This window comes from Mycobacterium sp. TH-M82, assembly GCF_057473605.1.
This window is the reverse complement of record NZ_JBYCKY010000041.1, coordinates 13,559-32,648: the sequence shown is the minus strand read 5'-3', so window position 1 is coordinate 32,648 and position 19,090 is coordinate 13,559. Positions and strand designations below refer to the sequence as shown.

Annotated in this window: 16 protein-coding genes and 1 pseudogene; 11 read left to right on the top strand and 6 right to left on the bottom strand. The window is 68.6% G+C overall.

Annotation, left to right across the window (positions count from 1 at the left end; translation table 11 throughout):
- Positions 1 to 1,118: pseudogene (locus tag AC2VON_RS01400) on the top strand (IS1380 family transposase); the annotation flags it as partial.
- A 329-nt stretch (positions 1,119 to 1,447) separates the two neighbouring features.
- Here AC2VON_RS01400 and AC2VON_RS01395 read toward each other — a convergent pair.
- Both AC2VON_RS01395 and AC2VON_RS01390 read right to left on the bottom strand, forming a co-directional pair.
- Positions 1,448 to 1,930, bottom strand: coding sequence for a methylated-DNA--[protein]-cysteine S-methyltransferase (locus AC2VON_RS01395; protein WP_369737641.1), 483 nt, complete (start codon positions 1,928 to 1,930; stop codon positions 1,448 to 1,450).
- Positions 1,927 to 3,411, bottom strand: coding sequence for an AlkA N-terminal domain-containing protein (locus tag AC2VON_RS01390; RefSeq protein ID WP_369737642.1), 1,485 nt, complete (start codon positions 3,409 to 3,411; stop codon positions 1,927 to 1,929). Before AC2VON_RS01390 ends, AC2VON_RS01395 begins: the two co-directional genes overlap by 4 nt.
- A gap of 152 nt (positions 3,412 to 3,563) precedes the next feature.
- Between AC2VON_RS01390 and AC2VON_RS01385 the strand changes: the two genes are divergently transcribed.
- The 6 genes from AC2VON_RS01385 to AC2VON_RS01360 all read left to right on the top strand — a co-directional run bounded on the left by AC2VON_RS01385 (position 3,564) and on the right by AC2VON_RS01360 (position 9,141).
- Entirely contained in the window at positions 3,564 to 4,121 is a 558-nt protein-coding gene (locus tag AC2VON_RS01385) for a sigma-70 family RNA polymerase sigma factor (RefSeq protein ID WP_369737643.1), read from the top strand.
- The gene (locus AC2VON_RS01380) at positions 4,118 to 4,816 is read left to right on the top strand and encodes an anti-sigma factor (RefSeq protein WP_369737644.1); all 699 of its coding nucleotides are present in this window, start codon (positions 4,118 to 4,120) and stop codon (positions 4,814 to 4,816) included. The genes AC2VON_RS01385 and AC2VON_RS01380 overlap by 4 nt, the downstream gene beginning before the upstream one ends.
- 235 nt (positions 4,817 to 5,051) lie before the next feature.
- The gene (locus AC2VON_RS01375) at positions 5,052 to 5,588 is read left to right on the top strand and encodes a fasciclin domain-containing protein (protein ID WP_486951331.1); all 537 of its coding nucleotides are present in this window, start codon (positions 5,052 to 5,054) and stop codon (positions 5,586 to 5,588) included.
- Positions 5,589 to 5,678: 90 nt separating this feature from the next.
- Positions 5,679 to 7,391, top strand: coding sequence for a cytochrome c biogenesis protein DipZ (locus AC2VON_RS01370; protein WP_369737645.1), 1,713 nt, complete (start codon positions 5,679 to 5,681; stop codon positions 7,389 to 7,391).
- Positions 7,392 to 7,529: 138 nt separating this feature from the next.
- A complete protein-coding gene (locus tag AC2VON_RS01365; protein ID WP_369741491.1) occupies positions 7,530 to 8,093 on the top strand; it encodes a fasciclin domain-containing protein in 564 nt (187 codons plus the stop codon).
- Between the two features lie 55 nt (positions 8,094 to 8,148).
- Complete coding sequence (locus tag AC2VON_RS01360) at positions 8,149 to 9,141, top strand: 2-hydroxyacid dehydrogenase (RefSeq protein WP_369741492.1); 993 nt, start codon at positions 8,149 to 8,151, stop codon at positions 9,139 to 9,141.
- Between the two features lie 6 nt (positions 9,142 to 9,147).
- Here AC2VON_RS01360 and AC2VON_RS01355 read toward each other — a convergent pair whose 3' ends face one another.
- On the bottom strand, positions 9,148 to 10,773 hold the full coding sequence (locus AC2VON_RS01355; protein WP_369737647.1) for an adenylate/guanylate cyclase domain-containing protein: 1,626 nt from the start codon (positions 10,771 to 10,773) through the stop codon (positions 9,148 to 9,150).
- A gap of 45 nt (positions 10,774 to 10,818) precedes the next feature.
- Between AC2VON_RS01355 and nucS the strand changes: the two genes are divergently transcribed.
- Entirely contained in the window at positions 10,819 to 11,490 is a 672-nt protein-coding gene (gene nucS / locus AC2VON_RS01350) for an endonuclease NucS (protein WP_369737649.1), read from the top strand.
- Between the two features lie 23 nt (positions 11,491 to 11,513).
- A complete protein-coding gene (locus tag AC2VON_RS01345; protein ID WP_369737651.1) occupies positions 11,514 to 11,810 on the top strand; it encodes a hypothetical protein in 297 nt (98 codons plus the stop codon).
- A gap of 22 nt (positions 11,811 to 11,832) precedes the next feature.
- Here the strand turns inward: AC2VON_RS01345 and mce are convergent, their stop codons facing one another.
- A complete protein-coding gene (mce, locus tag AC2VON_RS01340; RefSeq protein ID WP_369737653.1) occupies positions 11,833 to 12,297 on the bottom strand; it encodes a methylmalonyl-CoA epimerase in 465 nt (154 codons plus the stop codon).
- Between the two features lie 91 nt (positions 12,298 to 12,388).
- Here mce and AC2VON_RS01335 point away from each other — a divergent pair, with 91 nt between their 5' ends.
- On the top strand, positions 12,389 to 13,582 hold the full coding sequence (locus AC2VON_RS01335; RefSeq protein ID WP_369737654.1) for an acetyl-CoA C-acetyltransferase: 1,194 nt from the start codon (positions 12,389 to 12,391) through the stop codon (positions 13,580 to 13,582).
- 170 nt (positions 13,583 to 13,752) lie between these two features.
- Positions 13,753 to 14,664 carry a tetratricopeptide repeat protein gene (locus tag AC2VON_RS01330; protein WP_369737656.1) on the top strand — a complete coding sequence of 304 codons (912 nt, stop codon included), beginning with the start codon at positions 13,753 to 13,755 and terminating at the stop codon, positions 14,662 to 14,664.
- Positions 14,665 to 14,743: 79 nt separating this feature from the next.
- Here the strand turns inward: AC2VON_RS01330 and glgB are convergent, their stop codons facing one another.
- Both glgB and AC2VON_RS01320 read right to left on the bottom strand, forming a co-directional pair.
- A complete protein-coding gene (gene glgB, locus AC2VON_RS01325; RefSeq protein WP_369737657.1) occupies positions 14,744 to 16,939 on the bottom strand; it encodes a 1,4-alpha-glucan branching protein GlgB in 2,196 nt (731 codons plus the stop codon).
- 22 nt (positions 16,940 to 16,961) lie between these two features.
- Entirely contained in the window at positions 16,962 to 19,058 is a 2,097-nt protein-coding gene (locus tag AC2VON_RS01320) for an alpha-1,4-glucan--maltose-1-phosphate maltosyltransferase (RefSeq protein ID WP_369741493.1), read from the bottom strand.
- Between the last annotated feature and the right edge of the window lie 32 nt (positions 19,059 to 19,090).

The window sequence follows — 19,090 nt, the reverse complement described above, 5'->3', positions numbered from 1 at the left end:
ATCCGATCCCACCGTGTCGCGGTTGATCGCCACGTTGGCCGCCGATGCCGATGCCGCGTTGGCTGCGATCAACACCGCACGAGCTACCGCCCGGGCTACCGCATGGTCTGCTGCGGGACCCGATGCCCCCGATCACGGGATCGACGCCGAGACGCCGTTGGTCATCGACATCGACGCAACCCTTGGTCACCGCCCACTCCGAAAAGCAGCAGGCGGCATCAACATACAAGCGGGGCTTCGGATTTCACCCGTTGTGCGCGTTTGCCGACCACGGGCAGGCCGGCACCGGGGAACCGTTGGCGATGCTGCTGCGGCCCGGCAACGCCGGGTCCAACACCGCCGCCGACCACAAGCAGGTACTCATCGACGCACTCGCGCAACTGCCGGGCGATCCCGCCTATCGGGTCGGCCGCAAAGTCCTGGTGCGGGCCGATGCCGGCGGCGGCACCCACAAGTTCCTGGAATACCTGGCCAAACGGCGACTGGGGTATTCGATCGGCTTCGGCCTGACCGAGGCCATCACCGAGGCCATCGATGCGATCCCCGACCGCGCGTGGACCCCGGCTTATGACACCGACGGCGGCATCCGCGACGGCGCCTGGGTCGCTGAAGCCACCGGCATGGTCGACCTGTCGGACTGGCCGCCCGGGATGCGACTGATCATCAGAAAAGAGCGCCCGCACCCGGGCGCCCAGTTGCGGTTCACCGACCGAAACGGACTGCGCCTGACCGCATTCGTTACCAACGCTACCCGCGGCCAGCTCCCCGACCTGGAACTACGCCACCGGCGCCGGGCCCGTTGCGAAGACCGTATCCGCATCGCCAAAGACACTGGCCTGACCAATCTTCCACTGCACAGCTTCGACCAGAACCGCATCTGGTGCGCCATCGTTCAACTGGCCTGCGAGCTGACCACCTGGATGCAGATGCTGGCACTGACCGCACACCCGGCGCGGCGTTGGGAACCCAAACGGCTACGCCTGCGGCTGTTCTCGATTGCCGCCCGCATCAGCCGCCACGCCCGCCAGACCCACCTGCGCCTGGCCAGCCACAGTCGATGGTCGCACCTGCTGGCTGCCGCCGTGACCAGGCTCGACGCCCTACCAGCGCCGACCTGACCACCGCAACGACCTGACCCTACGAGACGAAAAACCCCACGGGAGCCAAGGACCCCGGTGCCACCCGACGCCCTCGGGCCGCCGAGCACGCCCCGAGGCCAAAAAACGCCAATCCGAACCCGCTCAGGCCACCACGCCATCACCGTGAAATTTCGAGGTTAGGCGTCTTTCCTTTCCTTTCTGGCAAGATTCGTCGATCTGTGGGCAGCGAACGGTGAACTCCCCTGCGCCGGGGGGCGTGGCAGCGGTGCGCCCGTCCGTGGGTGTGGGGGGCTCAGGGCAGTCGCCTCGGCGGGCTCTCCAGGATCCCGGTCGCGCCAGCGGGTGTCTCACATGCGCCGGCGCCCGCCTTTCTCCAGTTCCAGCAGGCCACGTTTGCGCTCGAGCCCCCCGCCGTAACCGGTGAGGCTTCCGCCTGCGCCGATGACGCGATGGCAGGGCACGACGATCGCGATCGGGTTCCGGCCGTTGGCCAACCCGACTGCGCGCGCAGCACCGGGGGCGCCGATCTGTGCGGCGATTTGTCCGTACGACCGGGTCTCCGCGTACGGAATCGTCAACAGCGCCTGCCAAACTCGCTGTTGGAACTCGCTTCCCCGCAGGTCGAGGTCGAGGTCGAATTCGACGAGCTCCCCGGCGAAATAAGCGCGGATCTGCTCGACCGCGTGGCCGAACGCCCTCGGCGCCGGTGACCAGCCGGCGCGGCTCGGTTCGTGTGTCTGGTCGACCATGCGCAGGTTGGTCAGAACCGTGCCGTGCCCGGCCAGGGTCAGCGACCCGATCGGGCTGTCGATGGTGCGGTATTCGATCATGCGACCTCCCAATGGTTTACCGCATGTGGCAGCGTGGTCCACAGATGTTGGGTGGCATACGAACGCCGGGGACGCCAACGAGCGCTGTGCTCGACGAGGGTCCGTTGCCGGCTGGGCAAGCCCAGCCGCTCGGCGGCCAGCCTCAAGCCGAGGTCACCGGCGGGAAATGCATCGGGGTCACCGAGCCCGCGCATGGCGATCACCTCCGCGGTCCAGGGGCCGATTCCCGGCAGCGCCAATAATTGGGCACGTGCTCCGCTCCAGTCGCTGCCGGCATCCAGCACGATATGCCCATCGGCGAGGCCGGAGATCAGGGCGGCCAGCGTCCGCCGCGGGGCCCCGGGCACCGCCAGAAGTGCCGGATCGAGCTCTGCGAGTTGATCGACCGAGGGGAACGTGTGGGTCAATTCGCCGTCGGGGTCCTGAATCGGGTCGCCGTAAGCCGATGCCAGCCTGCCGGCGTGAGTCCCTGCGGCCTTGGTGGACACCTGTTGGCCCAGGACCGCGCGCACCGCGAGTTCGGCTTCGTCGACGGTGCGGGGAATGCGCTGCCCCGGGGACCGAGCCACGACGGGCCCGAGCGCCGGGTCGTCGGCCAGCGCGTCGACCACCGCCACGGGATCGGCATCGAGGTCCAGCAGTCGCCGGAAGCGCGCGATCGCGGTGGCGAGATCGCGGAAGTCGTCGAGCACCAGGCGGCAGCGCACTTGGTCGGCGGCGGGCGTGAGGGCTACCACGGCGTTGCCGGCGGGAAGCCGCAGGCTGCGCCGGTAGGCGCCGGCGCGGACCTCTTCGCAACCGGGGACAGCGGTAGCGGCGAGATGGCCGAACACGCCCTGGTAGGCGAACGGTATGCGGACCGGCAGCCGCAGGTTCACCGGCCCCGGGGACGGTTCGCATGTCGAGCGTCGTGGCCCAGTCGCCACGCTCCGGCGCATCGCCGTCGGCGTGCCTTCGAACACCAGACGCACGGTGTCATTGAACTGGCGGATGCTGGAGAACCCGGCGGCGAAAGCGATGTCGGCGAACGGCAGGTCGGTGGTCTCGATCAGCAGCCGCGCGGTCTGCGCCCGCTGCGCGCGGGCCAACGCGAGCGGGCCGGCGCCGGCTTCGGCGCGCAACACACGTTCCAGTTGCCGAGCGGTGTAGCCCAAGCGCGCCGCCAGGCCGCCGACGCCTTCGCGGTCCACCGTGCCGTCGGCGATCAACCGCATGGCGCGGGCGACGAGGTCGCCGCGCACGTTCCATTCGGGGGAGCCCGGCGACGCATCGGGACGGCACCGCTTGCAGGCCCGAAACCCCGCCCGCTGGGCGGCCGCCGCGGTCGGAAGGAACCAGACATTGCGGGCAGAGGGTGGTCGCACGGGGCAGCTGGGCCGGCAGTAGATCCGGGTCGTGAGCACGGCGGTGACGAACCAGCCGTCGAACCGGGCGTCCTTGGACTGCACGGCCCGGTAGCAGCGTTCGAAGTCTTCGTGCACGTCTCCACAGTTACACCCGCCCGCCGACAAAGCTGGCGGGAATGCGACATCAAAGTGGGGTGCGGGGAAGGCTCGTCCGTCTGTCCGGCAGCTTCGAATCACCAGCGTGAAAGAAAGACCGGCGCGCGGGAGCTCACATAGGCTACCCATCGATGAGTGGACGACCGCGCGACGAGCTGGACGCATTGCTGCGTCGAGTCGCGCGCGGCGACGGTGCCGCGTTCGCCGCCGTCTACGACCTCACCGCAAGCCGCGTGTACGGACTGGTGATGCGCGTGCTGCGTGACCCTGGCTACAGCGAGGAAACGACCCAGGAGATCTATTTCGAGTTGTGGCGCACGGCGGGGGAGTACGACCCGGCCAGAGGTTCGGCTCTGGCCTGGCTGCTGACCATGGCGCACCGGCGCGCCGTCGACCGGGTGCGCTCCGAGGAGGCGTTCAGCAGGCGGGAGTCTCGCTACGCCGCCTCCAGCGCCGAGCCGCCGGGCGACGTGGTCGTCGACTCGGCGATCGCCGGTGAGGAACGTCGTGCGGTGACCGAATGCCTGGACGCATTGACCGACACGCAGCGGCAGTGTATCCAGTTGGCGTATTACGAGGGATTGACCTACAGCGAAGTGTCGCAGCGGTTGGACGCGAATCTGTCGACGATCAAATCGCGCATGCGCGACGCGCTGCGGAGCCTGCGGAACTGTCTGGACGTGCGATGACCGAACCGACCGAATTCGAACTGCTCGAACTGGCCGCGCCGTACGCGCTCGACGCCGTGTCGGACGCGGAACGCGTCGACATCGAGCGGCGCGTAGCGGCCGCCCCGCGGCCGCTGGCGGCGGCCTTCGAGGCCGAAGTCCGCGCCATCCGCGAGACGCTGGCAGTCGCGTCGGCGGCGATAGCGGTCGAGCCGCCGCCCCGGCTGCGGGCCGCCACGCTGGCGGCGGCGGAATCCCCCGGCAAGCGGCGGTCGGGTTGGCGGAACGCGGCCGTGGCTTCCGCGGCGGCCGCAATCGTGGTCGGAGCGGTCGCCTTCGGTGTCGGCGTGCTGATGCGGCCGCATCCCCCCGCGACGGTCGCGGCGCAAGTCTTGGCCGCCCCGGACGTGCGAACGGTGTCCCGCCCGCTCGCGGACGGCACGGCCACGGTGGTGTTCTCCCGTGATCGCAACGCGGGCGTGCTGGTGATGAACAACGTCCCGCCACCGTCACCGGGCACCGTCTACCAGATGTGGTTGCTGAGTGCCAAGGGCGCGACCTCGGCGGGGACGATGGGCACGGCGGCGGTAGCGCCCTCGACCACCGCGACGCTGTCCAACCTCGGCGCCTCGACGGCCCTGGCGTTCACCGTCGAACCCGGCACCGGTTCGGCCCAGCCGACCGGGGCGATACTGGCCGAGTTGCCGCTGCGCTGAACGGATCACTGCCCGCACCCATCCGCGGCCGCGGTGTCTCCGAATCACCTGCGTCCGGTCGAAAGGCGGCGCAGGAGGCCGTCCGTGATGAAGGAGTGCAAAAGCGATGAAGGACTCTCGGGCCAGAACAGTCGCCGCGGCAGGTCTGGCGACGATCGCGGTCGTCGGCTTCTCGGCGTGTTCGAGCAACAAGTCGGCGTCCGGGTCGTCGACGACTGAGACGACGCCGTCGAGCATGGCGGCACCCACGACGACGTCGGCCATGGCCGACCCCGCTGCCGACCTGATCGGTACCGGTTGCGCCGCCTACGCCAAGCAGAACCCCAGCGGTCCCGGCTCCGTCGCCGGGATGGCCCAGGACCCGGTTGCCACGGCCGCGTCGAACAACCCGATGCTGACCACCCTGACGTCGGCGCTGTCCGGCAAGCTGAACCCGGACGTCAACCTGGTCGACACGCTGAACAACGGCCAGTACACGGTGTTCGCCCCGACCGACGCCGCCTTCGGCAAGCTGCCGGCCGCCACCATCGACAAACTCAAGACGGACGCCCCGTTGCTCACGAGCATCCTGACCTACCACGTGGTGCAGGGTCAGGAGAGTCCGGCCAGGGTCGACGGCGCCCACCCGACCCTGCAGGGCGCCACCGTGACGGTGACCGGCCAGGGTGACGCCCTCAAGGTCAACGACGCCGGTCTGGTCTGCGGTGGCGTTCGCACCGCCAACGCGACGGCGTACATGATCGACACCGTGCTGATGCCTCCGGGTCAGTAGAGCGGGCGAGACGAGAACAGCCCGGCCACGGTCGGGCTGTTCTTCCCGATAGGCACCAATCCGGGACCGCAGCGGCCACGAATAACTGTCGTGTTGACCGTAGCGCTGATCGGCTTCCTCGGTGGCCTGCTGACGGGCGTCTCGCCGTGCATCCTCCCGGTGCTTCCGGTGATTTTCTTCGTGGGCACCCCAAACGCCGCCAACGACGATGTGCCGCAACGCAAGCGGTCGAGGCCCTTGCGGCCCTACCTGGTCGTCGTCGGCTTGGTGGTCAGCTTCAGCCTGGTCACGCTGACCGGTTCCGCACTGCTGTCCCTGCTGCACCTGCCGCAGGACGCCATCCGCTGGGCCGCGCTCACCGCGCTCGCCGCGATCGGCCTGGGCCTGATCTTCCCGCCGGTCCAGCATCTGCTCGAGCGGCCGTTCGCGCGCATCCCGCAAAAATCCATCGGCATGGACGGCGGCGGGTTCGGCCTGGGTCTGGCGCTGGGCGCGCTCTATGTCCCCTGCGCGGGGCCCGTCCTCGCCGCCATCGCGGTGGCCGGCGCCACGGATTCCATCGGTCCGGTCACCGCGGTGCTGACGGTCGCGTTCGCGCTCGGCGTCGCCGTGCCCTTGCTGGTTTTCGCTCTGGCGGGCCAACGAGTAGCCCAGCGGATCAACGTGTTCCGGCGCAACCAGCGGCAGATCCGCATCGCGGCGGGGCTGCTGATGATCTCGCTCGCGCTGGCCTTGGTGTTCAATGTGGCCGCGGCGCTGCAGACCGCCGTGCCCGACTACACCGGATCGCTGCAGGACAGGCTGGCCGCCGACCCTGGGATCCGGCAGCACCTGCAACTCGGTGGCCTCGTCAACGACCAGAACGCGCAGCTGTCCAACTGCGGCAACGGTGCCACGGAGCTCGAAAACTGCGGCCCGGCACCGGGTCTCAAGGGCATAACCGAATGGCTGAACACACCCGGGGACCGGCCGGTCGAACTCGCGTCGCTGCGCGGCAAGGTTGTCCTGATCGATTTCTGGGCGTACTCGTGCATCAACTGCCAGCGCGCCATCCCCCACGTCGTCGGCTGGTACGACGCGTACAAGGAGTACGGGTTCGAGGTGGTCGGGGTGCACACGCCCGAGTACGCCTTCGAGAAGGTGGCCGGCAATGTCGCCAAAGGCGCCGCCGACCTGGGCATCCGGTATCCGATCGCCCTCGACAACCGGTATTCGACGTGGACGAACTACCGAAACCGCTACTGGCCCGCGGAATATCTGATCGACGGTGCCGGCCAGGTGCGGCACATCAGGTTCGGCGAAGGTGACTACAGCGTCACCGAGAAGCTGATCCGGCGGCTCCTCGTCGACGCGCATCCCGGACTCGAGCTGCCGCCGCCGCGGGACACGACCGGCTCCGCTCCCCGCCGACAGACCACCCCGGAGACTTATTTGGCAGTCGGCAAGGTCGTCAACTACGGCGGTGGCGGCCGTTACGACGAAGGGGCCGCGACGTTCGACTACCCACCGGCCCTCGCCGCCGACAGCTTCGCGCTGCGGGGACGGTGGTCGCTGGACTACCAGGGCGCGACGGCCGACACGGACCGGTGCGGCATCGAACTGAACTACCACGCCCAAGACGTCTATGTCGTCGCCGGTGGAAGGGGAACTCTGACCGTCACGCGCGGCGGACACTCCGTTGCGGTGCCGATCAGCGGTCCGCCGACGTCGCACCAGATCGTCGCCGACGATCGTCTGGCGCCGGGAACGCTCGAGGTTCGCCCCAGCCAGGGGTTGCAGATCTACTCGTTCACCTACGGCTAAACCCCGGCGCGATTGATTTGCACGGTCGGCAGTCCAAACCGGTTCGAGCTCCGAACTACTCGTGTCGATACCAATCCGGCGGCGGATACCGTCGCCGACACGTAGGAGGCCAGACACATGAAAGCACGCACCACCTCAATGTTGGCGACGGGTTTCGCGGCGGCGACCCTCATCGGTCTCACCGTGACCACCGCCCCGACCGCGGCAGCGGCCGACCTGGTGGGGCCCGGATGCGCGGATTACGCGGCGGCAAATCCCAGCGGTCCCGCATCGGTAGAGGGCATGTCGCAGGTCCCCGTCGCGGTGGCGGCGTCGAACAACCCGATGCTGACGACGCTGACCGCCGCGCTTTCCGGCAAGCTGAATCCCGATGTGAACCTGGTCGACACGCTCGACAACGGCCAGTACACGGTGTTCGCACCGACCGACGCCGCCTTCGGCAAGCTGCCGGAGTCGACGATCGGCCAGCTCAAGACCGATTCGAAGCTGCTGACCAGCATCCTGACCTATCACGTGGTGCAGGGGCAGCTGAGTCCGGCTCGGGTGGCGGGTTCCCACAAGACCCTGCAAGGCGCGAACGTGAACGTGACCGGCCAGGGGAACGATCTCAGGGTCGCAAACGCCCGCGTTGTCTGCGGTGGCGTGCCGACGGCGAACGCCACGGTGTACCTGATCGACACGGTGCTGATGCCGCCGATGTAGTCGTTCGGTCGGGAAAAGCTCCGTCACAACGTGATCGGTGGGGAAATTCATCGGCATGGTGGGCGATGATGGAAGCGTGACGCTGAAGAGTCCCGACGGCGTGCTGGGCATCGGCGAGTTCGAGCCCACCTTCGAGGCCGAGCTGGCCGCGCGTTACCGGATCCCCAGGCTGCCCGACGGTCCCGGTCGGGCCGATTTCCTGGCGGGGCGCGCGGCCGGTGTCCGGGTGCTGGTCACGTCCGGGCGGCCCGGCGTCGACGCGGAGATGATAGCGGCGCTGCCCGGCCTGGAGGCGATCGTCAATAACGGCGCCGGTGTGGACCTGATCGACCTGGACGCGGCGGAGCGCTTGGGGGTCGGCGTGAGCAACACCCCCGGCGTGCTCTCGGACACGGTCGCCGATACGGCGCTGGGGCTGATCCTGATGGCGGTGCGGCGTTTCGGCGCCGCCGACCGCTACGTGCGGGGCGGCCGATGGGCGCGCGAGGGCCAGTTCCCGTACGCCAGGGACGTCAGCGGCCTGCGGGTCGGCATCCTGGGCCTCGGTCGCATCGGTTCGGCCATCGCGAGCAGGCTGCTCGGGTTCGACTGTGCCATCGCCTATCACAACCGCAACCGGATCGAAGGGTCGCCGTACCGCTACGCCGAGTCTCCGGTCGAGTTGGCCGAATCGGTCGACGTCCTCGTCGTCGCCACCACGGGTGATCACGAAGCGCGCCACCTGGTCGACCGCAGAGTCCTGCACGCGTTGGGGCCCGAGGGCTACCTGATCAACATCGCGCGCGGCAGCGTGGTCGACCAGGACGCGCTGGTGGAGCTGGTGACCAGCGGCGGGCTGGCCGGCGCGGGCCTGGACGTCTTCGCCGACGAGCCCCGGGTGCCCACGGAGTTGCTCGGGCTCGACAACGTGGTGCTCTTCCCGCACATCGGCAGCGCGACGGCCCGGACGAGACGGGCGATGGCGCAGCTCGCGATCCGCAATCTGGACAGCTATCTCCAGACCGGTCAGCTCGTGACACCCGTGCTGCGGCCCCGCGGCCGGCGGTGACGCGGTCTACTCGGTCGGGGGAGCGGGCTCGGCGGGCGAGGCGAGCCGGGTGGGGCGCTCGTGCCCGCGGAGGGTGACCGTCTCGCCCAGCGACCAACGGGCGCGCTCGTTTTCGCTCGCGCCGTCGAGCGTGCCGGCCGTCGCGAGCAACCGGCCCGGATATGACTTGGCCAGCTCGCACAGCCGCGCGGCCTCGTTGACCGGCTCACCGATCACGGTGTACTCGAAGCGTTCCCGGGCGCCGACGTTGCCGGCGACCACTTGGCCCGCCGCGACGCCGATGCCGGCCTGGCATTCGGGCATCTCCTCGCCGAGCCGCTCGGCGATGCGGCGGGCAGCCGCCAGCGCCTCCTCTTCGGGGCGCTCGAGGCGGTTCGGGGCGCCGAACACGGCCAGCGTCGCATCTCCCTCGAACTTGTTGACCAGGCCGCGGTGTCGGTCGACCTCCTCGACGACGATGCCGAAAAACCCGTTGAGCACCGCGACGACTTCGGCGGGCGGGCGGCTGGTCACCAACTGGGTGGAGCCGACGATGTCGATGAACACGACGGCGACGTGGCGTTCTTCCCCGCCCAGCTTCGGGCGCTCGCGTTCGGCGGCGGCGGCCACCTCGCGTCCGACGTGCCGGCCGAACAGGTCGCGCACGCGTTCCCGTTCACGCAGGCCGTCGACCATCGCGTTGAAACCGCGTTGCAACTCGCCGAGTTCGGTCCCGTCGAACACCACCAGGTTGCCCCGCAGATCGCCGCGCTCGACCCGCTCGAGCGCCGTGCGCACCACCCGCACCGGCGTTGCCGTCAGCCACGCCAGGATCCACATCAACAGGCAACCGAAAATCAGCGTGGCGGTGGAGATCATCACCACGCCGACGGCGAACTCGGTTTCGGTCATGTTGCGCATCAGGAGCTGGAAGAAGGCCACCAGCGCGATACCGATCACCGGGACGCCCGAGCCGAAGAACCAGACCATCATGGTCCGGCCCATGATGCCCGCGGTCAGCCGCTGGGGCGGACGTCCCGCCTCGAGCGCCTGCGCGGCCACCGGACGTAGCGCGAACTCGGTTGCCAGATAGCTCCCGGTGGCGACCAGGACGCCCGCAAACGTCACGACGAACAGGAACCGCGGGACGAACAAGACGTTGACCAGCCCGTAGAGGGTGGTCAGCAGCGCCGCGCCGGATCCCCACAGGACGATGTCGACGATCGCGACCCGCCACGGCGCCAGGAACGTGTTGCGCTCGTCCTCGCGGGTCGGTGTGCGCTCCTCGATCGACCAGCGCAGCGCGATCACGGTCCGCCGGGTGATCCAGAACGCGCCCAGTGCCAGCGCTACCGCGATGTAGGCGGGCACCACCGCGAACGTGAGCCAGAGCGGCGCGTCGTCGAACACGCTCGGCTCGGGGATCGCGACCGTCACCAACAGCAGGGCGACGCCGATGCCGATCAGGTTCACGGCCACGACGAGCACGGTCAGGATCACCTGGATGCGGATGCGCCGGCGCCGTTGGCTTTCGGTGACCCGCCCGAGCAGCAGCGAGCCGTACGCCGGGGTCTCCGACAGCCGGCCGCTCTGACGGGTGACCGCTTCGAGCACCCGGCCCAGGCGCCGTGCCACCGTCTTTTCTGCCGACATGGTGGCGTCAGCCTAATTTGTCGGCCACGCTCTAAGGTGAGTCGGGTGCGACTCGTGATTGCCCAATGCACCGTCGACTACGTCGGCCGGCTCACCGCGCATTTACCGTCCGCGCGCAGGTTGTTGCTGTTCAAGGCCGACGGGTCGGTCAGCGTGCACGCCGACGACCGCGCCTACAAGCCGTTGAACTGGATGAGTCCGCCGTGCCGGCTGACCGAGGAGCCCGTCGGCGAGGCGCCGGTGTGGGTGGTGGAAAACAAAGCAGGAGAACAGCTGCGCATCACCGTCGAAGCGGTCGAGCATGACTCCAGCCACGACCTGGGCGTCGATCCCGGGTTGGTCAAGGACGGCGTCGAGGCCCACCTGCAGGCGTTGCTCGCCGAGCACGTGCAGCTGCTGGGCGAGGGGTACACGTTAGTGCGCCGGGAGTACATGACCGCGATCGGGCCCGTCGATCTGCTCTGCCGCGACGAGCGGGGCGGGGCGGTCGCGGTGGAGATCAAGCGGCGCGGCGAGATCGACGGCGTCGAGCAGCTCACCCGTTATCTCGAGCTGCTCAACCGCGACAGCCTGCTGGCCCCGGTCCACGGGGTGTTCGCCGCCCAGCAGATCAAACCGCAGGCGCGCACGCTGGCCGAGGACCGCGGGATTCGTTGTCTCACACTGGATTACGACAAGATGCGGGGCATGGACAGCGACGAGTACCGGCTGTTCTGAGGGCCCCGGATTAGACTGGCCGCATGGCACGGCGCCGCACACCGCCGCGACGACAGCGGCCCGTGCCGTTGTCGGCGGTCTCGCGGCGGGTCGAGACGGGACCCGACGGGCACGAATACGAGGTTCGCCCGGTCGCGGCGGCGCGTGCCGTCAAGATCTACCGCTGCCCCGGCTGTGACCACGAGATCCGTTCGGGCACCGCGCATGTGGTGGTCTGGCCGACCGATACTCACGACGCCGGGATCGGGGACCGCCGGCACTGGCACACGGGGTGCTGGGCCGCCCGCGCGACGCGCCGGCCTACCCGGAAATGGTCGTGAGGCCCTTCAATGCCGCAGCCGTTCAGGAAGCGGGTTCGACGAGCTCGATGAGGACTCCGCCGGCATCCTTGGGATGGACGAAGTTGATGCGGGAGTTGGCCGTACCGCGGCGGGGTGCTTCGTACACCAGACGGACCCCGTGGGAGCGCAGGTGCTCGCTGATGACGTCGAGGTCGCCGACCCGGACGGCCATCTGCTGGATGCCCGGCCCGCGCTTGTCGAGGAACTTGGCGATCGTCGACGAGTCGTCGATCGGGGCCATCAGCTGAATCTGTGCGGTGCCGGGCGGCGCGTCGCGCACCGCCAGCATGGCCTCACGGATACCCTGATCGTCGTTGACTTCCTCGTGCACCAGGATCATGCCGAGGTGGTCGTGGTACCAGGCGATGGCCGCGTCGAGGTCGGGGACTGCGATGCCGACATGATCAACCGCCGTCACGAGCGTGGTAGACAGCAACTGACGGGCGTCAACTTGATCCGTCGTCATCTCACAACGGTAACCTGACGGCAAAGATTTCGCTTCTTCGGGGATCGGAATCGGCCCCCAGTGAGCGCCTAGTAGGCCTAAGGAGATAGTCATGACGACGTCGGTGATCGTTGCTGGAGCCCGTACTCCCATCGGCAAGCTGATGGGTTCGCTGAAGGACTTTTCGGCCAGTGACCTGGGCGCCATCGCGATTTCCGGCGCGCTGGAAAAGGCCTTCCCGAACGTCGAGGCGCCGGCGTCGCTGGTCGAGTACGTGATCATGGGCCAGGTGCTGACCGCCGGAGCCGGTCAGATGCCCGCGCGCCAGGCGGCGGTGGCGGCCGGCATCGGCTGGGACGTCCCGGCACTGACGATCAACAAGATGTGCCTGTCCGGTATCGACGCCATCGCCCTGGCTGACCAGCTGATTCGCGCCGGAGAGTTCGACGTGGTGGTGGCCGGTGGGCAGGAGTCCATGACCAAGGCGCCGCACCTGCTGATGGACAGCCGCTCGGGCTACAAGTACGGCGACGTCACCGTGCTGGACCACATGGCCTACGACGGCCTGTACGACGTGTTCACCGACCAGCCGATGGGCGCGCTCACCGAGCAGCGCAACGACGTCGACAAATTCACCCGCGAGGAGCAGGACTCCTACGCCGCGCGTTCGCATCAGCGGGCGGCCGCGGCGTGGAAGGACGGGGTGTTTGCCGACGAGGTGGTGCCGGTCAACATCCCGCAGCGCAAGGGTGACCCGCTGCAGTTCGCCGAGGACGAGGGCATCCGCGCCAACACCACCGCCGAATCGCTGGCCGGTCTCAAGCCGGCGTTCCGCCGTGACGGCACCATCACCGCGGGTTCGGCGTCGCAGATCTCCGACGGCGCGGCCGCGGTCGTGGTGATGAACAAGGAGAAAGCCCAGGCGCTGGGCCTGACGTGGCTGGCCGAGATCGGTGCGCACGGCGTCGTGGCCGGACCGGATTCGACGCTGCAGTCGCAGCCGGCCAACGCGATCAGGAAGGCGCTCGGGCGCGAAGGCATCTCGGTCGACCAACTCGACGTGGTGGAGATCAACGAGGCGTTCGCGGCGGTCGCGCTGGCCTCGACCCGCGAGCTGGGGCTGAATCCCGACATCGTCAACGTCAACGGCGGCGCGATCGCCGTCGGGCACCCGATCGGCATGTCGGGAGCCCGCATCGCGCTGCACGTCGCCCTGGAGTTGGCGCGCCGCGGCTCCGGCTACGGTGTCGCCGCCCTGTGCGGGGCGGGTGGACAGGGCGACGCGCTGATTCTGCGGGCCGGGTAACGGCCCGCGCGCCGCGTTGCTGGCGCGCGGTTCGCGCGCACACGTGTGATGTTCGTCATATCGGGCGCTCAGGAGCCTTTCGGCGGGGGCCGCGGCCGGATTTTCACTTTGCGCGAGTGTCCGCGCGACCGGGTGGATCGGGCGCCGATGTGCATGACAGACTTGACGGCGTGACGCGTCCGCGATCCTCCATAGGGCCTGCGCTGGCTGGTGCGGTCGACCTGTCCGGCCTCAAGCAGCGCGCTCAGCAAAAAGCATCGGCAGCTGGGGCCGGCGGCCGGGCGGCGCCGGCGGCGGGGGTGACCGAGGTCACCGAGGCCAATTTCGAAGACGAGGTGCTGATCCGGTCCGGCGAAGTGCCGGTCGTGGTGCTGTTGTGGTTGCCGCGCAACGACGCGTGTGCCCAGCTGGCCGAAACGCTGTCCGCGCTGGCCGCCGAGGACAACGGCAAATGGTCGCTGGCCACGGTGGACGTCGAGGTGGCTCCCCGGGTCGCCCAGGCGTTCGGTGTGGAGGCGGTTCCGACCGTGGTGGCGTTGGCCGCCGGGCAGCCGTTGTCCAGTTTCGAGGGCGTGCAACCGGCCGACCAGCTGCGCCGTTGGGTGGATTCGCTGCTCGCGGCAACGGACGGCAAGCTCAGGGGCCCGGGGGAGGCCGGGGAGTCGCCGCAAACCGATCCGGAGCTGTTGCAGGCGCGCCAGCGACTCGAGGCCGGCGACTTCGAGGCCGCCAAGGAGTCGTACCAGGCGATCCTGGACGCCAACCCCGGCAGCGTCGAGGCGAAGGCCGCGATCAGGCGGATCGACTTCCTCACGCGCGCAACGGCTCAAGTCCCCGACGCGGTCGCGGTGGCCGATGCGGCGCCGGGTGACATCGACGCCGCCTTCGCGGCCGCCGACGTGCAGATCCTCAACCAGGACGTCGGCGCCGCCTTCGAACGTCTGATCACGTTGGTGCGCAAGACATCCGGGGACGAGCGCGCCAAGGTGCGCACCCGCCTCGTCGAGTTGTTCGAACTGTTCGATCCGGCCGATCCGGAGGTCGTCGCCGGCCGGCGCAACCTCGCCAACGCGCTGTACTGACGCGGCGAGCAGACGCAAAATCGCCCTGAAACCTCCGGTTTAGGGCGATTTTGCGTCTGCTCGCGCTGAATGCCGAGCGCTACTCGGGCGCCAGCCACAGCGCCGACGTGGGCGGCAACACCAGACACGCCGACGCCGGCCGCCCGTGCCACGGGTCCTCGGTCGCGTCGACGCCACCCATGTTGCCGACCCCGGAACCGTTGTAGTCCGTGGCGTCGGTGTTGAGCACCTCGCGCCACCGGCCGGCGCACGGCAGTCCGAGCCGGTAGCCGCTGTGCTCGGCACCCGCGAAGTTGAAGACGCAGGCCATGACCGAACCGTCGCTGCCGTAACGCAGGAAGCTCAGCACGTTGTTGGCGGAGTCGTTGGCGTCGATCCAGGAGTAGCCGTCGGGAACGGTGTCCTGGCTCCACAGCGCCGGATGACTGCGGTAGATGGCGTTGATGTCGCGCACCATCCGCAGGATGCCGTTGGAGAAGCCCTGCTCGTCGAGTTGCCACCAATCCAGGCCGTGCTCCTCGGACCACTCGTTGCGCTGGCCGAATTCCTGGCCCATGAACAACAACTGCTTGCCCGGGTGCGCCCACTGGTAGGCGAGCAGGCTGCGCAGGCCGGCGGCCTTGACGTGGTTGTTGCCCGGCATCCGCCCCCACAGCGTGCCCTTGCCGTGCACCACCTCGTCGTGGCTGATCGGCAGGACGTAGTTCTCGCTGAACGCATAGAGCATCGAGAACGTCATCTCGTGGTGGTGGTAGCTGCGATAGATCGGGTCGCGACTGATGTAGTCCAGGGTGTCGTGCATCCAGCCCATGTTCCACTTCATCGAAAAGCCCAGGCCGCCAAGGCTTGTCGGACGCGTCACGCCTGGCCACGACGTCGACTCCTCGGCGATGGTGACGATCCCCGGCGCCGTCTTGTGCACCGTGGCGTTCATCTCCTGCAGGAACTGGACCGCCTCGAGGTTCTCGCGCCCGCCGTAGACGTTGGGCGTCCAGCCGCCGGCCGGGCGCGAGTAGTCCAGGTAGAGCATCGAGGCGACGGCGTCCACGCGCAGGCCGTCGACATGGAACTCCTCGATCCAGTACAGCGCGTTGGCCACCAGGAAGTTGCGCACCTCGCGGCGGCCAAAGTCGAACACGTAAGTGCCCCAGTCGAGTTGCTCGCCGCGTCGTGGATCGGAGTGCTCGTAGAGTGCGGTGCCGTCGAAGCGGCCCAGCGCCCACGCGTCCTTGGGAAAGTGTGCGGGCACCCAATCCACAATGACCCCGATGCCGGCCCGGTGCAGGGCGTCGACGAGTTCGCGGAACTCGTCGGGTGTGCCGAACCGCGACGTGGGCGCGTAGTAGGAGGTGACCTGGTATCCCCACGAGCCGGCGAACGGGTGCTCGGCCACCGGCAACAGTTCGACGTGGGTGAAGCCGTGCTCCACCACATAGTCCGTGAGCTCGCGGGCGAGCTGGCGGTAGCTGAGCCCCGGGCGCCACGAACCCAGGTGGACCTCGTAGGTGCTCATCGGCTCGAACACCGGATTGCGCTCGGCGCGTCGGGTCATCCAGTCCTCGTCGCTCCAGCGGTAGCTGCTGACCGCCACGCGTGACGCGGTGTGCGGGGGCACCTCGGTAGCAAACGCCATCGGGTCAGCCCGTTCGGTCACCACGCCGTCGGCGCCGTGCACGCGGAACTTGTAGAGGCCGCCGACGGAGAACCCGGGCCAGAACAACTCCCACACGCCCGAGGAGCCCAGTTCCCGCATGGGCGCGTCGGTGCCCGTCCAGCCGTTGAACTCCCCGATCAGGCTGACGCCTTTGGCGTTGGGTGCCCAGACGGCGAAGGAGACACCGTCGACCACACCGTCGGCCGTGGTGAAGGAGCGGGGATGGGCGCCGAGGACTTCCCAGAGCCGCTCGTGACGTCCTTCGCCGAACAGGTGCAGGTCCATCTCGCCCAGGGTGGGCAGGAAGCGGTAGGCGTCGGCGACCGTGTACGGGTCGGAGCCCTCATAGCTGATCTGCAGCCGGTAGTCGATCAGGTCCGTGAAGGGCAGCGCCACGGCGAACAGGCCTGATTCGATGTGACGCATCGGGTACCGGTCGTCACCGACGAGCGCGACGACCTCGGTGGCGTGCGGCCGGTATGCCCGGATAACGGTGTGGTCGGCATACTCGTGGGCGCCCAGAATGCTGTGCGGGTTGTAATGGGTGCCGGCCACCAGAAGCGACAGGTCGTCATGGTCGGGCGCCAGGTGCGTTTCGGCGAGTTGATCGGCATTGCTCATATCCCTTTCACCTCCGGTGCGTTCAACCCCTGCGTAGCAGCGTGATTCGGGATTCGTGCGGTATGAGGGGCATGTTGATGACGTGCGCGACTGCTTGCGCCGGGTCTAGGCGAACGTAATTGGCTTGGCCCCATTGGAATTCGTGTCCTGTTATCTCGTCGCGCACCCAGAATCGTTCGTAGGGCTCCATACCCAGTGCGGCCATGTCCAACCACAGGGTGGCTTCCTCGGGCCCGAACGCGTTGAGACTCACCACCACCAGCACGCAGTCGCCGGTGGCGGGGTCGAACTTGCTGTAGGCCAACAGGGCGTCGTTGTCCACGTTGTGGAAATGTATGGTGCGCAGCTGCTGCAGCGCAGGATGACGCCGGCGGATCTCGTTGAGCTGGGAGATGAACGGCTCGAGCGACCGACCCTCGGCGAGTGCGCCCGCGTAGTCGCGGGGACGCAGTTCGTACTTCTCCGAGTCCAGGTACTCTTCGCTGCCCTCCCGCACCGCCCGGTGCTCGAAGAGTTCGTAGCCGGAGTACATGCCCCAGGCCGGGCCCATCGTGGCGGCCAGCACGGCGCGGATGGCGAACATGCCGGGACCGTTGTGCTGCAGGATCGCGTGCAGGATGTCGGGGGTGTTGACGAACAGGTTGGGCCGGCGGAAGTCGGCGAGCGCGGCGATGTCGTTGCCGAACTCGGTGAGTTCCCACTTGGCCGTGCGCCAGGTGAAGTAGCTGTAGGACTGGGTGAAACCGAGCTTGGCCAGCCCGTATTGCCGGGCCGGCGGCGTGAACGCCTCGGAGAGGAACAACACGTCGGGGTCGCGGTCTTTGATCTGGGCGATCAGCCAGGCCCAGAAGTTCGGTGGCTTGGTGTGCGGGTTGTCGACCCGAAATATCTTGACGCCGTGATCGATCCAGTGCCGGCACACGCGCAGAACCTCCTCGTAGAGGCCGGCGGGGTCGTTGTCGAAGTTGAGCGGATAGATGTCCTGGTACTTCTTCGGCGGGTTCTCGGCGTAGGCGATGGTGCCGTCCGGCAGCTCGGTGAACCACTCCCGGTGTTCGCGGGCCCAGGGGTGATCCGGCGCGCATTGCAGTGCCAGATCCAGCGCCACTTCCATGCCCAAAGCCCTTGTCGCGGCCACGAAGTCGTCGAAGTCATCGATGGTGCCCAGGCTGGGGTGGATGGCGTCGTGGCCGCCCTCGTCGCTGCCGATCGCCCACGGCGAGCCCACGTCCCCGGGTGCCGCGGTGGGGGAGTTGTTGCGGCCCTTGCGGTGCACCTTGCCGATCGGATGGATCGGCGGAAGGTACACGACGTCGAACCCCATGTCGGCGATGCGTGGCAGCTGGGCGGTCGTCGTGGCGAAGGTGCCGTGCACCGGGTTGCCGTCGGCGTCCCATCCGCCGGTGGAGCGCGGAAACAGTTCGTACCAGGCGCCGAAGCGGGCCAGCGGCCGGTCCACCCAGATCGCGAACTGTTCGCCGTGGGTCACCAGGTCGCGCAACGGGTGCTCGGCCAGCAGTTCGTCGATCTCGGGCGCCAGGGCCAGCGCGGTGCGGGTGACCGGGTCGCCGGGGGCCCGCAGCGTTGCGGCCGCGGCCAGCAGCGGATCGCGGAGCGCGCGGGGCACCCCGGCCGCGGCGCGCTCGAACAGCCCGGCACCGACCAGCAGGTCGTTGGACAGTTCGGTCTCGCCCTGGCCGGCGTCCAACTTCGCGATCAGCCCGTGCTTCCACGTGGCGATCGGGTCGCCCCACCCGTCGACGCGGAACATCCACAGGCCGACCCGGTCGGGGGTGAACTGGCCGTGGAACACGTAGGGCTCTTCGCCCATCGTCATGGGGAACAGCTGCGGCTTGACCCGCTGCTGATCGGCCGCGCCCGCCTCGTGCGCCCCGGCTGGCCGCGTGGGGGCCTCGACCGCCTTGATTTGACGGACCTCGGTCACCTGCGGATAGCGCTGTCCGAGGTGGCGCACCACCAAGGTCGCCGCGACGGCGTCGTGGCCCTCCCGCCACACCGCCGCGCTGACCGGGACGACCTCGCCGACCACCGCCTTGGCGGGGTACGCGCCGCACGAAACGACGGGCTGGACGTTATCGATCTCGACGCGACCCGGCACCACCACTCCATTCAATCTGCCCGGCTCCTCCT

What these genes read in the sequence shown, in the direction of transcription:
- AC2VON_RS01360 (WP_369741492.1), top strand. Translation starts at nt 8,149, where the DNA reads ATGGTGGGCGATGATGGAAGCGTGACGCTGAAGAGTCCCGACGGCGTG.
- mce (WP_369737653.1), bottom strand. Translation starts at nt 12,297, where the DNA reads ATGACGACGGATCAAGTTGACGCCCGTCAGTTGCTGTCTACCACGCTC.
- glgB (WP_369737657.1), bottom strand. Translation starts at nt 16,939, where the DNA reads ATGAGCAATGCCGATCAACTCGCCGAAACGCACCTGGCGCCCGACCAT.
- AC2VON_RS01375 (WP_486951331.1), top strand. Translation starts at nt 5,052, where the DNA reads ATGGCGGCACCCACGACGACGTCGGCCATGGCCGACCCCGCTGCCGAC.
- AC2VON_RS01380 (WP_369737644.1), top strand. Translation starts at nt 4,118, where the DNA reads ATGACCGAACCGACCGAATTCGAACTGCTCGAACTGGCCGCGCCGTAC.
- AC2VON_RS01345 (WP_369737651.1), top strand. Translation starts at nt 11,514, where the DNA reads ATGGCACGGCGCCGCACACCGCCGCGACGACAGCGGCCCGTGCCGTTG.
- AC2VON_RS01355 (WP_369737647.1), bottom strand. Translation starts at nt 10,773, where the DNA reads ATGTCGGCAGAAAAGACGGTGGCACGGCGCCTGGGCCGGGTGCTCGAA.
- AC2VON_RS01385 (WP_369737643.1), top strand. Translation starts at nt 3,564, where the DNA reads ATGAGTGGACGACCGCGCGACGAGCTGGACGCATTGCTGCGTCGAGTC.
- AC2VON_RS01395 (WP_369737641.1), bottom strand. Translation starts at nt 1,930, where the DNA reads ATGATCGAATACCGCACCATCGACAGCCCGATCGGGTCGCTGACCCTG.
- AC2VON_RS01365 (WP_369741491.1), top strand. Translation starts at nt 7,530, where the DNA reads ATGTTGGCGACGGGTTTCGCGGCGGCGACCCTCATCGGTCTCACCGTG.
- AC2VON_RS01335 (WP_369737654.1), top strand. Translation starts at nt 12,389, where the DNA reads ATGACGACGTCGGTGATCGTTGCTGGAGCCCGTACTCCCATCGGCAAG.